We start from the raw sequence: 16147 nt of genomic DNA on the forward strand, positions 1-16147 counted from the left end.
GTTTACCCTTCCCTTTCTGTCAGCAGTGTTTCCAATTTCATAACCGTCTTCCAATTGCGCATGGTGGCTGGTATTTCCAGCTTTTGCAGATGTCTTTGCAGATTGGATTTATGAAGATTCCGGCCAAACAGCATATACACTTCTTTTCCAATCAATTCATAGGTATCGATGTTATTTTCATAATCTCCTAATCTGTCAATGGCATGTTGTGAGGGAGTTGCTGCAAGGAAGGAAATATGTATGCTTTGTTCATTCGTCAACTTTTTATCAGCATATGGGCACTGCTCGACGATTTTTGACCACTCGGATCGTGTTCGCAGCATAACAGGAATGGCAAATCCGAATTTTTCTTCCAGCTCCCATTCCAGCTTGTTTTTCAGTGCAAAAGCTTTCATTTCCGAATCAAAAATAATGTTGCCGCTTTGGATGTATGTCCGGACCTGTTGCAGACCAAGTGATTCCAGAAAACTTCTCAATTCAGCCATTTTCACCTTGTTTTTCCTGCCAAGATTGATTGCCCTGAGCAGAGCGACATAAGTTGTCATAATATACACCTCCTTTTCCGTTTTGCCATATAAGTTACCTGTTATGCTTCGTCATCGGCATTGGCAATAATGGAGGTGGAAATAAACCGGATCAGATCGCCTCTGCTGATGACACCAACAAGTTTTGAATCATGATCCACTACAGGTACTTTTTTAATATGATGGTTCGAAAAAATGTTAAGCACCTTCTCAATCTCATCATCCGGATGAACTGTGTGCAGTTCCTTTACCTTCATGAAATTTTCTGCAGTATCATTGATGCTTGAGGCTAATTTATGTCGAAAATCCTCTTTTTCATTAACGATTACCAGCGAAAACATATCATAGACTGTTCTGCCGCGGGGCTCTAAATAACGGATAATATCACCATCACTGACTGCTCCAACCAAGCGATTATCTTCATCAATTACCGGGACGCCTCCAACTTTATTTTCCACCAAAGTCCTAAGTAATTGTTTAATCGTTGTATCTTTTGTTGTAGTAATCACATCTGTTATCATAAAATCCCTTATCTTCATCTTATTCACCTCATTTATACGGGGCTGACCGTACGTTTTTTATACATGAACTATTCCAGTGAGCGGTATTTACCGCCGAAAAAAATGACTGGTTCGCCATCATTTATGTTCAATTCGGTAACTTCGGCAACAAAAATCATATGGTCACCTGCTTTAGCGGTTTCTCTTACATGACAGGACAATGATGCAATTGCCCCATCAATAACCGGAATACCATCCTGCCTGATGATTGGAATCTCCCTGTCTCGTTTTTTCTGTCTGGCAAAAATCATCGACAAATCCTGTTGTTCTTTATTTAATATGCTAATTCCAAATTTCCCGGTTTTTTGTAATTTGTCATACATTCTTGCCTTTTCATCAATCGATACAGCGATTAATGCGGGATCCAATGAAACAGACATCAGTGCGTTTACTGTCATCCCTATTGTATCACCTTCATGGTCAGTCGTCACAATGGTAATACCGGTTGCAAATTTCCCCATTGCATTTCGGAATTCCCTGCTATCCACTACTTGTTCCCCCCCCCCCATTCCAACGGACTGATTATAATTCAGGATATCACGTTACCTGAAAGTTTAAAATGAATAGCCTTTTTGATTAAGTTTACATAATAATATTATGGTAAATAAATTTTACGATTTGTAATACAGTTTATGACACTGGTGAAATTTTGTTATGAGAAAAGCCTTGATAACCAGTATCAAGGCTTTTTCTTTGTTTACGTTTAAACCGGATAAACACCATGTTTCCGATCGGTAAACACTACATTTTTTTGTTCATAGATGGTGAAACGACTGACAAGTTCTTCACGAAGTTTATCAGGATCAACCACAGCATCAACTACCAATTCAGATGCCAGGCGATAAATGTCGATGTTATCTTTGTACTCTTCTTGTTTTTCTTTAATGAAAGTCGGCCGTTCATCTTCCGGCAATTCAGCGATTTTATTTGCATATACTGCATTAACGGCTGCTTCCGGTCCCATCACAGCAATTTGTGCGGTTGGTAAGGCAAGGCAGCAATCCGGTTCAAATGCCGGTCCTGCCATTGCATATAAACCTGCACCATATGCTTTCCTGACGACAACAGAAATCTTCGGAACCGTTGCCTCACTCATTGCTGCAAGCATCTTGGCACCATGCCGAATAATACCTGCCCTTTCCACTTTTGTTCCTATCATAAAGCCTGGAATGTCCATCAGGAACAGAAGCGGAATATTAAATGCATCACACATTTGGATGAACTTGGCTGCTTTGTCAGCTGAATCAGGGAACAACACGCCACCTTTCATGCGCGGTTGATTGGCAATAATGCCTACTGACTTACCGTTAATTCGGGCAAGTCCTGTAATCAGTTCCGGTGCGAATTTTTTCTTGACCTCACAAAAACTGTCTTCGTCAATAATTCGTTTAATCAGATCAAGCATGTTGAATGGAGCATTTTGATTTTCCGGAATCATATCCGTAATGGCCTTCTCGAATTCCTTAACTTCCTTTGCATCTGCAACTTGAGGCTTTTGCCGGAAGTTTGGCGGGAAATATCCTAAATATTTCTTCGTGTATTCAATAGCATCCTCTTCTGTTTTGACCAGTACATCACCGCATCCCGAAACAGAACAATGCATTTTTGCACCGCCCATTTCTTCAAGGCTTACTTTTTCGCCGATGACTTTTTCGGCCATCCGCGGTGATCCTAAGTACATTGATGCATTACCGTCGACCATGATGACAATGTCACAGAACGCCGGAATATACGCACCACCGGCTGCAGATGGTCCGAATAACAGACAAACCTGTGGCACCCTGCCTGACAACTTAATCTGATTGTGGAAAATACGTCCTGCACCACGTCGGCCAGGGAACATTTCGATCTGATCGGTAATACGTGCACCGGCAGAGTCCACTAGGTAAAGCATTGGAATTTCAAGTTTTTCAGCCGTTTCCTGAATACGAAGAATTTTTTCAACTGTACGTTTTCCCCATGACCCTGCTTTAACGGTAGAGTCGTTGGCCATCACACATACTGATTGACCGCCAACCTTTCCGATCCCGGTGACAACCCCGTCGGACGGCAATGAATCATCCATGCAATTAGCAAAAAATGCATCTTCTATATCTATTCCGTCGTCGAATAACAGTTCCAGTCGCTTGCGGACAAACAGTTTACCTTTTTCTTCGTTTTTCCGATGGTATTTTTCTTTTCCACCACTTTCAATTTTCTTAATTCTGCTTTGCAGTTCTTCCAAATACGACATATCGTGTCCTCCTGCTTCTATTTACCTTGATAAACAGGCTTCCGTTTTTCCTTAAACGCCTGCAATCCCTCGATTCGGTCTTCCGTCGGTATTGTCTCTTTGTAGCACAAATGTTCAATGGCAAGACCCGTTGTAATATCTGTCTGGAAGCCTTGGTTAATGGCTGTCTTAGCTTGTCTCAATGCAACCGGACCATTTTTTGCGATCAATTGTGCCGTTTCCATTGCTTCATCCAGCAAATCATTAACTGATACAATTTGTTCAACCAGACCAAGTTCCAGTGCTTCCTCGGCAGTCACCGGTTTCGCAGTGAAGATAAGTTTCTTAGCCTTTCCCAAGCCTATCAGGCGCGTCAGGCGCTGTGTTCCACCTGCACCCGGAATAATCGCCAGCGATGTTTCCGTCAACCCTGTTTTGGCATGGCTGGCGGCAATTCGCATATCACAGCCCAGCGCAAGTTCCAGACCCCCGCCAAATGCAGCCCCATTTAACGCTGCAATCACCGGCATTTTCATATTTTCAACATTCTTAACCGTTTCGCCAATATAGGAAACGGCTTCAATCACCTGATCTTCCGACATTCCCTTTCGTTCTTTCAGGTCAGCACCGGCGCAAAAGGCTTTTTCTGCCGATCCGGTAATAATCGTACAATGAATCGATGTGTCCTGGTTAATCGCTTCAATATGCTCATTTAATGCATCGAGCAATCCTTTGGACATGGCATTCATAGATTCCGGTCTATTTAGGGTTAATACAGCAATATTTTCTCTTTTTTGATATTCCACTGGATTTACCACTATCATTCTCCTTTTCTGCCATGTGTAACATTAATCCATGGGTTTCATATATTTTCCAAAACGAACGTTTATATCTTTAAATTATACCCGTCACACAGACCCCCATTTAATTTTGGAAAACCTGAAATTCGCCAGGCTTTAAGGCGAATACTTATCATTGGCTTATGCAGTAAGAAAGTTTCATATTTTCTTATGGCAGAAAAATAATCCTTACCAGCATAGCAGTCTATTCCATTATTGCAATAACATCGCCTTCGTTAACAAAATCCCCTTCCGCCACTTTCAATTCTTTCACCGTTCCTCCTTCTTCAGCCGGAATCGGGATTTCCATCTTCATCGATTCAAGAATAACAATATCCTGATCCTCTTCCACTTGTTCACCTGCACTAACTGCAATTTTCCATACGCTTCCTGCCATTGATGCTTTTATTTCCGTCATGATTACACTCCTCCTATTTTGCTTTAAGTTGTGGTAAATAATAGTCATCTACAAATGCTGTTGTCGTATTACCTTTTTTAAATTCATCATTTTCGATTACATCAAGAAGCATCGGTATATTTGTTTTAATTCCTTCGACTTTATACGATCGCAACGCTTCTTTCATCCGGGAAATCGCCTCATTCCTGTCTTTTCCTTTGACAATTAACTTGCCAATCATCGGATCATAGAACGGGGTCACATCATAATTACCAGTAACTGCCGCTTCATTACGGATATATTCACCCTCAGGCAGTTGAAATACATCAATATGTCCCGGTGACGGGAAAAACGTTTTCGGATCTTCAGCATAAATCCGTACTTCAATTGCGTGACCATCTATCGTCAGGTCTTTCTGCTGCAATTGCAATTCCTTTCCATCAGCAATGTCAAGCTGCTTTTCCACAATATCCAGCCCGGTTATTTCTTCTGTAATCGGATGTTCCACCTGGATACGTGTGTTCATTTCCAGGAAGTAGAAATTTTCTTGTCCATCTACCAGAAATTCAATTGTTCCCGCGTTGGTATATCCCAGAGATTCTGCAGCCTTTACTGCGGCATTCCCCATTTTCTGACGGGTTTCCTCAGAAATAAACGGGGAAGGTGCTTCTTCCACCACTTTTTGATTTCGACGCTGAATCGAACACTCCCGTTCAAAAAGATGTACCGCGTTTCCGTGACTGTCCGCTAGCAGTTGAATCTCAATATGACGGGCATTTTCAAGCTTTTTCTCCATGAACATTGCACCATCACCGAAAAAAGTTTTGGCGCGTTTTGAGTTGCTTTCAAACGCCTTCATAAGTTCGTCATCGGAACGGACTACCTGCATCCCAATTCCACCGCCACCGGCTGATGCCTTCAGCATAATTGGATACCCTATATCTTTGGCAATCTCAATTGCTTCATCTGCTGAAGCAACCGCATCTTCTGTACCAGGCACGACCGGAACCCCAGCTGCCTTCATCGCTTTTCGTGCTTCGATTTTACTTCCCATTTTTTCCATAACTGTTTTGGACGGTCCAATAAATAGGATATCATTTTGCTCGCACTTATCGGAGAACTGTCCACTTTCACTCAGAAAACCATAGCCTGGATGGATAGCATCCACACTTGCTTCTTTGGCAATCGAAATAATCTTATCCACGTTCAGATAGCTCTCATTGACACGTGGTGGACCGATCAGAAAACTTTCATCAGCCATTTCCACAAATGGCGCTTGCTGATCGGCTTCTGAATAAACAGCTACGGTCCCGATATCAAGCTTTTTACATGTACGGATAACGCGTGCGGCTATTTCTCCGCGATTTGCAACCAATACTTTTTTTATCATCGACTCACTCCCTGTTACGAAATATGTTCTTTCGCATATTCTCTCAATTTATACTTCTGAATTTTCCCGCTTGCGGTCATTGGATATTCATCAACGAAGGAAATATATTTCGGAATTTTATGATAGGAAATATTACCTTTGCAAAATTCCCGGATGTTTTCTTCTGTTGTCCCGGAATGTTCTTTTAAGATGATCCAGGCCATCAATTCTTCCCCGTATTTTTTATCTGGAACGCCGATAATCTGGACATCCAGCACATCAGGATATTGATACAAAAACTCCTCAATTTCTCTTGGGTAAATATTTTCACCACCGCGGATGATCATATCTTTCATCCGACCGGTAATGGAGAAGTACCCATTATCATCCATAACAGCCAAGTCGCCTGTGTGAAGCCATCCATCACTATCAATTGCCTGATTAGTCGCTTCCTCGTTATTGTAATACCCTTTCATTACATGGTAACCGCGCGTGTATAACTCACCTGGCATGCCCTGTTCCTGTTCGTCATCTGTTCCTGGTACAACTATTTTCACTTCCACATTCGGATGAACCTGACCAACCGTACTCGCCTTCATTTCAATTGGATCATCCGTTTTGGTTTGAAGGAAAACTGGTGATGATTCCGTTTGGCCATAAGCAATTGTAATTTCGGAAGCACCCATTTTATTCATCACATCATTCATGACTTCAATCGGACAAGTGGACCCTGCCATAATGCCTGTTCGCAATTGGGAAAAATCATACGTATCAAAGTTCGGATGATTCAATTCAGCAATAAACATAGTCGGCACACCATGAAGTGCTGTACATTTTTCATCTGAAACGGCCTTCATAACTCTGTCAGCCTCAAATTGTTCGACAATGACCATTGTCGTACCCTTTGAAACTGCTGCAAGCACCCCAAGAACACAACCAAAACAATGGAAAAACGGGACCGGAATACAAAGCCTGTCTTCATTGGTCAGCTTCATACAATCCGCGATCTGATTTCCATTGTTTACAATATTATGGTGAGTCAGCATAACACCTTTCGGAAATCCAGTCGTTCCTGATGTATACTGCATGTTGATGACTTCGTGAGAATCCAGTGACTGCTTGCGTTCACTCAGTTCCCCATCTGATACCTGATTAGACATTTCCATTACTTCATTCCAGGTATACGCATTTGGATATCCTTTGTCACTTATCACAATGATATTTTTTAAGAATGGTACTTTTTCTGATTGCAAGTTTCCTTTTTCACCCGTTTCAAACTCGGGACAAACCTGTTTCAGCACATCAACATATGATGTTCCCTTATAGGACTCTGCCATAACCAAAGTCGTTGATTCGGATTGTTTTAACAGATACTCCAATTCCTTTGCCTGATAGCTGGTGTTTACCGTAACAAGAACTGCCCCCATTTTTCCTGTTGCAAACTGCGAGGTCAGCCATTCCGGTTTATTGTCCGACCAAATGGCAACATTCTCGCCTTTTTCAATCCCCAGTGCCATAAACCCTTTCGCTGCCTGGTCAGCCATCTCATTAAACTCTTTAAATGTTTTCCTCAGGTTCAATTCCGGGTAGATAACCGCTTCCTGATCCGGGTATAACGCCACTTGTTTCTCCAGAATTCCGCCTACCGTTAAATCTATTAAAGACATGAACTCTCTCCCCTTATTTAGATTGTCAGCAACCCAATTGTCTGGCAATAACCATCCGCTGCACTTCAGATGTCCCTTCACCAATTTCCAGCAATTTCGCATCACGCAAATATCGCTCGACTTCATATTCACGCATGTATCCATACCCGCCATGAATCTGGATCGCCTGATTGGCAGCGCGGAATGCCGTTTCCGTAGCATATAATTTTGCGTATGCAGCTTCTTGGCCAAATGGTTTGTTATTGTCTTTTAACCATGCTGCCTTATACACAATGTTTCTGGCAAGTTCAACTTCCATCGCCATGTCGGCAAGCTTAAATTGGATTGCCTGGAAATCAGAGATCGGCTTACCAAACTGCTTCCGCTCCTTTGCATAGCTTAACGCTTTATCAAGCGCCCCCTGTGCGATTCCCAGTCCAATTGCTGCAATGGAAATGCGTCCACCATCAAGGGTGTATAAAAATTGACTGAATCCTTTATTCGGATCGCCCAAAAGATTTGCTTTTGGTACGCGGACATTATCAAGTACAATTTCCGCTGTGTCCGACCCGCGTACACCCATTTTGTCATAGTTGCTTGTGATGGTTACCCCTGCTGCATCCGTTGGAACAATAATTGCGGAGATAATATTTTTTCCGCGATCATTCTTGCCAGTCACGGCTGTAACGATGATTGTCTTCGCATAGCTTGCATTGGTAATAAAGCATTTTTCGCCATTAATAACGTAATCATCACCGTCTTCAACAGCTGTCGTTTTCGTTCCACCGGCATCAGAACCCGCATTTGGTTCAGTCAGGCCAAAAGACCCCAATGCTTTCCCTTCCGCCATGGGTGTCAGGAATTTCTGTTTCTGTTCCTCTGTCCCGAAATAATAAATAGGACTTGCCCCAAGTGATACGGCTGCTGCAAAGCTTAGCCCGGTACTGCCGCATACTCTGCCGACTTCTTCTACAGCAATCGCGTAGGAAACGGTATCACCGCCGGAACCGCCGTATTCCTCAGAAAAAGGGATACCCAACAATCCCAATTCACCCATTTGTTTAAATGTTTCAACCGGAAATCTTGCTTCTTTATCGATTTCAACAGCTTTTGGTTGAATGACACTCTGGGCAAAGTCCTGCACCATGCTTCTGATCATTGCCTGTTCTTTTGTTAATTCAAAATTCATCTCAAACCTCCTCGTATGTTCTCCGCCCAAGACCGACTGGTTGGTCTGTGTACTTCATTAAAAAAGAAAGCGGTTTCCTTTATTCAGGTGAAATACTTTCTGCACTTGCTTTATGATGGTATGTATTAGTTTCCAGAACGGCACGCAAAATCAAATCTACGAATATATCAGCAATTTCATCGATTGATTTGGGTCCTGATTGTTTATACCATTTGTGCGTCCAGTTTACCATACCGAGAATAGCCATACCCGTAATGTCTGCAGGTATATCGCTGCGAAAATCGCCGCTTTTCTTGCCCTCACCGATTGTTTCAATGATAATGTTTTTAAAGTTATCCCGTTTTTTCTTAATCAGTGTTTCATACTCGGGTTTTAAATAAATGTTTTCCTGATAAAATACGGAAATATGTGCCTTGTACAGATCAAATACTTTAACGAAATCCTGTACAATCGCTTCAAGTTTTTGTCTCGGCGAATCATAGGAACCATCTGCAACCATCGCCTTATCCAATACATACGTAATGAACGTATCGTGAATGACAAACAGCAATTCATCTTTTGATGTAAAATGATGATAAAATCCGCCTTTGGAAGTACCGACTTTTTGTACAATCTCGTTTACCGAAACGCCATGGAAACCATTTCTTTCAAATAAAAACAGTGCTTCCTGAAGAATTCTATTTCGCAGATCCGCCATGAGCCCTCCTTTCAACAATCTGATTTAACTCTATCATATTTTTCAGACTACATAAAGCGTTTTCATAAAAATATAATCATTAATCATTAAAGTTTGATAACCTCCCAAATCCAAGTGGCTGATGGCGTTTTGTTTTTTCCCATGAATTAGTGAAATGTAAAAAGAAATTGGGAAATGATATAATAATGCTGGTTTGCAGAAAATAAATAATCACGAGAATAAGGGGGAAATTGTCATGAAAATTATTGTCACATCAGACACTCATATGCCAAAAAAAGGAACACAACTGCCTTTCCGTCTTATGAAGGAATTGGAAACTGCTGAATTAATCATTCACGCCGGCGACTGGAGCTCAATGAGAGTATATGACACGCTTCAACAGTATGCGCCTGTCAAAGGGGTTTGCGGAAATATTGAAAGCAATGAGATTCTGAAAAAACTCCCTTCAAAAGAACTTCTGACCATTAACGGCTTTCGAATCGGGATTGTCCATGGTCATGGTGAAAAAAAGACAACGGAAAGACGGGCATTCGATACTTTTTTTGATGAAGATGCGAATGCGATTATTTTTGGACACTCCCACATTCCGCTGCTCCGTTATTTCAAAAAAACCTTGCTCCTTAACCCAGGTTCTCCAACTGACAAGCGTACACAACCTTATTACTCATTCGCGACACTTCAAATTGATGATGAAATTAATACTGAATTTATTTTCTTTTAAGCTGGCTATGCTTCATCCGTTTACATGCCGTGGACCATTTCAAGACACACATACGTTTTTGGTATATTATTCACCAAAATTATAACAATAAGGGAATAGCATAGTTATTAGAGTGGGGGTCCATCATGGAATTCGCGGTTTTCTTCCTGGCGTCCTGGCTGATTACAGCCATTTTTGTCATCATGCCAAAAAAGCTCTCCATTATCGAGAATACAGTAACTTTCTTATTGTTATTAGTTATAACCATCAATGTATCATGGATAATCATTGAAGAATTGAAGTTAATCAAAGAAACCCAAGATAGCATCAAGCATGCAGCATATTTACTCAACAGAAGTGTGATCGTTCCCCTGACGTTAATCACGCAATTAAATATCCTTCATCAATCAAATTCTGTCACAAGGTTCATATTAACAACCGCTGTTTCGTTAATTTTCCTCCTTGGATTAAGGGCGTTTTCAGTTTACTTTAATATTATCAGTTACCTTAAATGGAATTTTGGCTACGATATTCTTTACTTTATTCTCCTACATCTGATTGCGTACTATGCGCATCAATTATTTCGGAATTTGACCCGGAACGAGGTAGATGTTTCATGACTTTATGGGGACACTTTGATAAAAATGAAATATATATTAATCGCTCTTGTTATCCTCTACGTCATTTTCTTTCTGCTTCCAAAACGGTTTCCCCGTGATGTGACAATACTGTTTTTAATATGGGGATTTGCAGTCTCAACCCTGTTTGATTTTACCATTGGAGGAGGCTTAATCGATCTTTATAAGACAAATGATTTGAACGGCTATGAATTATTTGACTTGCTCACCTATATCATGTTTGCTCCGATTAGTTATCTCTTTATTTATATATATGATGTCCTTAATATAAACAAAAAGGCATTTATATGGTATATCCTGGTATGGATGGTTATGGGGTTAGGAGCCGAGTGGTTTTCAACAGTAATGGGTGTTACAAAACATCAAAATGGCTACCAATTGCCCTACTCGGTTGCGGTATTTCTCATTGTGCTAACCGCAACAGCACTTTATTATGAGTTCATAAAGTTCCATCAGAAAAGTTGATCCTGTCATAATCTTTTTTTCGCTTTCATAAAACAAAGAAATTCCCGTATCAATTTATCTGATACGGGAATTTCGGTTATCCATATTAAATGTTTATCTGTTTAATCCTGTGGATCCTCAAAAACCTTATCATAAACAGCTTCTTTCCAGACTTCCGTTACTTCACCATGGTGATCACTGTCAATTACGAAAGAGCCATTGCTGTAACGGTCACTTGCCGACAGATTCAGCGGATAGATACTGTGTGTTTCTCCGTTCGTTGTTTTAAAACAAATGGTGTCCTGATCATTGACCGCAAACAATCCTCTTATCCGGTGCGGCTTGCTTTTTAGTTCCCGCAGCATCAGGAGGCCACGGTTGGCCCGGCTGGCTTTATCAAATTCACTTAATTTCATTCGTTTACATGCACCACGCTGGGTAACAACAACCAGTGAGGGTTCCGTTAGGTCGTCAAAAACCTGTCCGCTGACAACTTGCTCCCCTGTTTTAAGCTTAATTGCTTTTACCCCTGCTGCACGCTGACCGACCACAGATATTTCTGATTCATGAAACCACAGACCATAACCTTTATCTGAGGCGACAAACACATCTGAATGCCCGTTTGTCTGCTGTACATTAACAACTTCATCATCAGCTTTTATGTTCAGTGCAATAAGAGCCTTGGAATATCGTTGTGCATCGTAAAGCTTCAGCTCGCTACGCTTCACCATGCCATTTTTGGTGAAGAAAATAAGATAGCTGTTTTCCTGAAACTCACGAACTGGAATACATTGTACAATACTTTCATCCCTATCGATCGAAACAATATTCGATATGTGCTGGCCGAGATCTTTCCATTTAATATCGGGCAGTTCATGGACAGGCACAAATATATATTTCCCTTTAGAAGTAAACAGAAGCAAATTATCTGTCGTATTCAGTTCCAGTAACCCGACCAGGTGATCCTCGTCTTTCATAGCGAAATCCTCACCGTTTGAGGCACCATAAGAGCGAAGGCTGGTCCGTTTTACATAGCCGCTTCTGGTCGCAGAAACGAGTACATCCTCACTGGCAACGGTTACTTCAATATTAAAGGTTAATTCTTCAATTTGATCTTCAATTTTTGTTTTTCGACTGTCGGAAAAGCTTTTCTTGATTTGCCTTAAGTCCTTTTTAATAGCCTGATAAAGCTTTTTCTCACTTCCGAGCAGCTCCTCATACTCCGCGATGGCTTTGCGAAGCTCTTCTGCTTCCTTTTCCAGTGATGTTATATCCGTGTTGGTCAGTCTGTATAACTGAAGCATAACAATTGCTTCGGCTTGTGCTTCGGTGAATTCATATTTTGCGATAATTCGTTTTTTAGCATCGCCCTTATCGTTGGAAGCACGAATAGTCGCAATGAGCTCGTCCAAAATGGATATTGCTTTAATCAGCCCTTCAAGGATATGTGAGCGGTCATTCGCTTTCCGTAAATCGTATTGTGTTTGTCTGGTCATGACTTCTTTTTGATGTTCGATGTACGCATCAAGGATTTGCGATAATGACAACACTTTAGGTGTCTTGTTCTGGATGGCCACCATGTTAAAATGATACGTTACTTGCAAATCTGTATTTTTATACAGATAGTTCAGCACACCCTGACTGTTTGCGTCTTTTTTCAGTTCCACTACAACCCGAAGTCCAGTCCGGTCTGTTTCATCACGAACCTCTAAAATCCCTTCCACTTTACGGTCGATGCGAAGTTCATCCATTTTTTTGACCATGTTGGCTTTATTGACTTCATATGGAATTTCATCAATTACAATTTGCTGTCTTCCGGTGCGCAGTTCCTCTACCTTTGCTTTTCCGCGCACAACAATCTTGCCTTTTCCGGTTTCATATGCCTTTCTGATGCCGTCTACGCCTTGTATAATACCGCCAGTTGGGAAGTCCGGTCCTTTCAACACCTGCATCAGTTCCTCCACTGAAACAGAGGGCTTGTCAATTTTCTTAATGACTGCATCGATTACCTCGGCCAGATTATGCGGAGGAATGTCTGTTGCATATCCTGCAGAAATTCCGGTTGATCCATTGACAAGGAGATTCGGAAATTTTGCAGGAAGTACAACAGGCTCCGAAATCGTATCATCAAAGTTCGGTATAAAATCAACGGTTTCTTTCCCAATATCACGCAGCAGTTCTGATGAAATTTTGGACAGCCTTGCTTCGGTATACCGCATTGCAGCAGGAGGATCTCCATCAATACTTCCATTATTACCATGCATTTCTACGAGTGCATTTCTGATTTTCCATTCCTGGCTTAACCGTACCATTGCATCATAAACCGACGTATCTCCATGCGGGTGGTAGTTGCCGATTACAGTACCGACGGTTTTTGCAGCCTTTCGGAAGTTTTTATCATACGTATTTTTTTCTTCGTGCATGGCATAGAGAATCCTGCGCTGGACGGGCTTTAATCCGTCTCTGGCATCAGGCAATGCACGATCCTGAATAATATATTTACTATATCGGCCAAATCTGTCTCCCATTACTTCCTCAAGTGGTAAGTCCAGATAGTTCTCCGACTGTGCCAAACAAATTCCCCCTTAATCCTGCCAGCAATTACGTGTGAATTTTATCATTTTCCAATATATTTTCATTCTCTTCCATGCCAAATTGGACATGACCTTCAATCCATTTCCTTCGTGGTTCCACTTTGTCACCCATTAATGTTGTCACACGTCTCTCAGCCCGGGCAAGGTCTTCGATTGTTACACGAATCAAGGTTCTAGTTTCCGGATTCATCGTTGTTTCCCATAGCTGATCAGCATTCATTTCACCAAGACCTTTATACCGCTGAATGATGTAGCCGTTTTTAAATTCCTTGATAGCTTTTTTCATTTCCTCATCATTCCAGGCATATACCACCTTCTCGTTTTTCCCCTTGCCCTTTGATATTTTATACAGCGGTGGCAACGCAATGTAAATCTTTCCTTGTTCAACCAGTGAACGCATGTAGCGGTAAAAGAACGTGAGCAATAATACTTGAATATGTGCCCCATCCGTATCCGCGTCGGTCATGATAATAATCTTATCATATTGAACATCTTCCAAATCAAAATCACCACCGACACCAGCACCGACCGTATGAATAATGGTTGAAATTTCTTCGTTTTTAAAGATATCCTGTATTTTTGCTTTTTCCGTATTGATTACTTTTCCTCTGAGCGGTAAAACAGCCTGAAATCTTCTGTCTCTTCCCTGCTTGGCAGAACCCCCGGCAGAATCACCCTCAACCAGATACAGTTCATTTTTCTTTGGATTACGTGATTGCGCAGGTGTCAGTTTTCCGCTCAGCAACGTGTCTTTTCGTTTCTTCTTTTTACCGGTTCTGGCATCTTCGCGTGCTTTTCTGGCAGCTTCCCGAGCCTCTTTCGCTTTCATTGCTTTACGAACGAGCACGCCGGATACATCCGGGTTTTCCTGCAGAAAGTATGAAAGCTTCTCTGAAACAACCGCATCCACTACCGAGCGTGCTTCAGTCGTTCCCAGTTTCCCTTTCGTCTGCCCTTCAAATTGCAGCATTTCTTCCGGTATACGAACTGATACTACTGCTGTGAGACCTTCACGAATATCTGTCCCTTCCAGGTTTTTATCCTTTTCCTTCAAAAGTGCGTTTTTTCTGGCATAATCATTGAACGTTCTGGTAATTGCAGTTCTTGCGCCTGATTCATGTGTACCGCCATCCTTGGTACGTACATGGTTTACAAAGGAAAGCATGCTTTCTGCAAAGCCATCATTAAACTGAAATGCGAAATCCACTTCAATTCCCTGTTGCTCACCTTGAAATGATACCACCGGATGCATGGTATCTTTTTCTTCATTTAAATATGCGACAAATGACTCCAGCCCATCATCAAACTGGTATTCTTCTTTAACGTCATTCCGCTCGTCCACCAGTTCAATTTTAAGACCTCCCAGCAGGAATGCGGACTCCCGCAACCTTTCTGACAATGTCTCAAAATTATACACCGTTGCAGAAAAAATTTGCGGATCCGGCTTAAAATGAATGATGGTACCTTTTTTTCTGGATGCCCCCTTATTTTCAAGTGAACCTGCCGGAACTCCGCCATTTTCAAAACGCTGAAAATATTTGTTTCCATCACGGAATGTTGTAATTTCCATCCATTCGGACAACGCATTCACCACAGAGGCCCCTACTCCGTGCAAACCGCCACTGGTTTTATATCCGCCCTGTCCAAATTTTCCACCGGCATGCAGCACAGTAAAAATCACTTCAATTGTCGGTTTACCTGTACTGTGCATTCCGGTTGGGACGCCTCTTCCGGTATCCGTCACCGAAATACTGTTATCCTGATGAATGGTAACTTTTATTTGATCGCCATATCCGGCAAGTGCCTCATCGACTGCATTATCAACTATTTCGAACACAAGATGATGCAGTCCGCGCTGGTCGGTGCTGCCGATATACATTCCAGGTCGTTTTCTGACCGCTTCAAGCCCCTCAAGCACTTGAATTGAATCATCTGTATATTGCAGTGACTTATTGACCATTCGATGTTTGACCCCTTTCGTATGTATCTCTGTCATTATTTATTTTATAATAGAACAATTGTTTGTTATTGGCAAATAAGAAAGTATAAAACTTTCTTACCGCATAAGTGCAACTCAAGCTGTCATCTAAAGGCTTGGTGACAACCAAGTTTTCTAATAAACAATTATACCAAAACATTGATATTAGTATACTATAAATAATTTCTCTTTGTATAGTTAACAACGGTTAAGTGCCTGTCTAGCGAAGGTTTTTAGAAGTAGTACTAAATCATTCAACCACGTTTACCGGAGCCTAATGGCATACTGCCAAGCCAGTCCAATTATGCACACGTTTAATCTGTTTATGCACGATTTTCAATTATATGCCATTTGGTTTGT

At 41.5% G+C, this 16147-nt stretch carries 15 protein-coding genes; 3 read left to right on the forward strand and 12 right to left on the reverse strand.

The window, feature by feature from the left end; all coding sequences use genetic code 11:
- Positions 1-2: 2 nt before the first annotated feature.
- The 10 genes from ABD010_RS15600 to ABD010_RS15645 all read right to left on the reverse strand — a co-directional run bounded on the left by ABD010_RS15600 (position 3) and on the right by ABD010_RS15645 (position 9433).
- Complete coding sequence (locus ABD010_RS15600) at positions 3-545, reverse strand: DUF1697 domain-containing protein (protein ID WP_343815110.1); 543 nt, start codon at positions 543-545, stop codon at positions 3-5.
- A 41-nt stretch (positions 546-586) separates the two neighbouring features.
- Positions 587-1063, reverse strand: coding sequence for a CBS domain-containing protein (locus tag ABD010_RS15605; RefSeq protein WP_343815113.1), 477 nt, complete (start codon positions 1061-1063; stop codon positions 587-589).
- A 50-nt stretch (positions 1064-1113) separates the two neighbouring features.
- Complete coding sequence (locus ABD010_RS15610) at positions 1114-1572, reverse strand: flavin reductase family protein (RefSeq protein WP_343815116.1); 459 nt, start codon at positions 1570-1572, stop codon at positions 1114-1116.
- A 215-nt stretch (positions 1573-1787) separates the two neighbouring features.
- Positions 1788-3317, reverse strand: a complete 1530-nt coding sequence (locus tag ABD010_RS15615; RefSeq protein ID WP_343815118.1) for an acyl-CoA carboxylase subunit beta — start codon at positions 3315-3317, stop codon at positions 1788-1790.
- A gap of 17 nt (positions 3318-3334) precedes the next feature.
- Positions 3335-4114: an enoyl-CoA hydratase gene (locus tag ABD010_RS15620; protein ID WP_343815121.1), complete on the reverse strand. Its 780-nt coding sequence runs from the start codon at positions 4112-4114 to the stop codon at positions 3335-3337.
- Between the two features lie 226 nt (positions 4115-4340).
- The gene (locus tag ABD010_RS15625; RefSeq protein WP_343815124.1) at positions 4341-4601 is read right to left on the reverse strand and encodes an acetyl-CoA carboxylase biotin carboxyl carrier protein subunit; all 261 of its coding nucleotides are present in this window, start codon (positions 4599-4601) and stop codon (positions 4341-4343) included.
- Positions 4567-5922 carry an acetyl-CoA carboxylase biotin carboxylase subunit gene (locus tag ABD010_RS15630; protein ID WP_343815127.1) on the reverse strand — a complete coding sequence of 452 codons (1356 nt, stop codon included), beginning with the start codon at positions 5920-5922 and terminating at the stop codon, positions 4567-4569. The genes ABD010_RS15625 and ABD010_RS15630 overlap by 35 nt, the downstream gene beginning before the upstream one ends.
- Positions 5923-5936: 14 nt before the next feature.
- A complete protein-coding gene (locus ABD010_RS15635) occupies positions 5937-7568 on the reverse strand; it encodes an AMP-binding protein (protein WP_343815129.1) in 1632 nt (543 codons plus the stop codon).
- Positions 7569-7593: 25 nt separating this feature from the next.
- A complete protein-coding gene (locus tag ABD010_RS15640) occupies positions 7594-8736 on the reverse strand; it encodes an acyl-CoA dehydrogenase family protein (protein ID WP_343815132.1) in 1143 nt (380 codons plus the stop codon).
- Positions 8737-8815: 79 nt separating this feature from the next.
- The gene (locus ABD010_RS15645) at positions 8816-9433 is read right to left on the reverse strand and encodes a TetR/AcrR family transcriptional regulator (RefSeq protein WP_343815135.1); all 618 of its coding nucleotides are present in this window, start codon (positions 9431-9433) and stop codon (positions 8816-8818) included.
- Positions 9434-9668: 235 nt separating this feature from the next.
- On the opposite strand from ABD010_RS15645, the gene ABD010_RS15650 reads away from it, so the two are divergent.
- From ABD010_RS15650 to ABD010_RS15660, 3 genes are all read left to right on the forward strand, one after another.
- Positions 9669-10154: a metallophosphoesterase family protein gene (locus ABD010_RS15650; RefSeq protein ID WP_343815138.1), complete on the forward strand. Its 486-nt coding sequence runs from the start codon at positions 9669-9671 to the stop codon at positions 10152-10154.
- Between the two features lie 125 nt (positions 10155-10279).
- Complete coding sequence (locus ABD010_RS15655; RefSeq protein WP_343815141.1) at positions 10280-10753, forward strand: hypothetical protein; 474 nt, start codon at positions 10280-10282, stop codon at positions 10751-10753.
- A gap of 24 nt (positions 10754-10777) precedes the next feature.
- Entirely contained in the window at positions 10778-11236 is a 459-nt protein-coding gene (locus ABD010_RS15660) for a hypothetical protein (RefSeq protein ID WP_343815144.1), read from the forward strand.
- Positions 11237-11337: 101 nt separating this feature from the next.
- Here ABD010_RS15660 and parC read toward each other — a convergent pair whose 3' ends face one another.
- Positions 11338-13788, reverse strand: a complete 2451-nt coding sequence (parC, locus tag ABD010_RS15665) for a DNA topoisomerase IV subunit A (RefSeq protein WP_343815147.1) — start codon at positions 13786-13788, stop codon at positions 11338-11340.
- A gap of 28 nt (positions 13789-13816) precedes the next feature.
- Complete coding sequence (parE, locus tag ABD010_RS15670) at positions 13817-15769, reverse strand: DNA topoisomerase IV subunit B (protein WP_343815149.1); 1953 nt, start codon at positions 15767-15769, stop codon at positions 13817-13819.
- Positions 15770-16147: the final 378 nt, after the last annotated feature.

It is taken from the genome of Virgibacillus siamensis (genome assembly GCF_039522605.1).
Classification (GTDB): Bacteria; Bacillota; Bacilli; order Bacillales; family Amphibacillaceae; genus Lentibacillus; species Lentibacillus siamensis.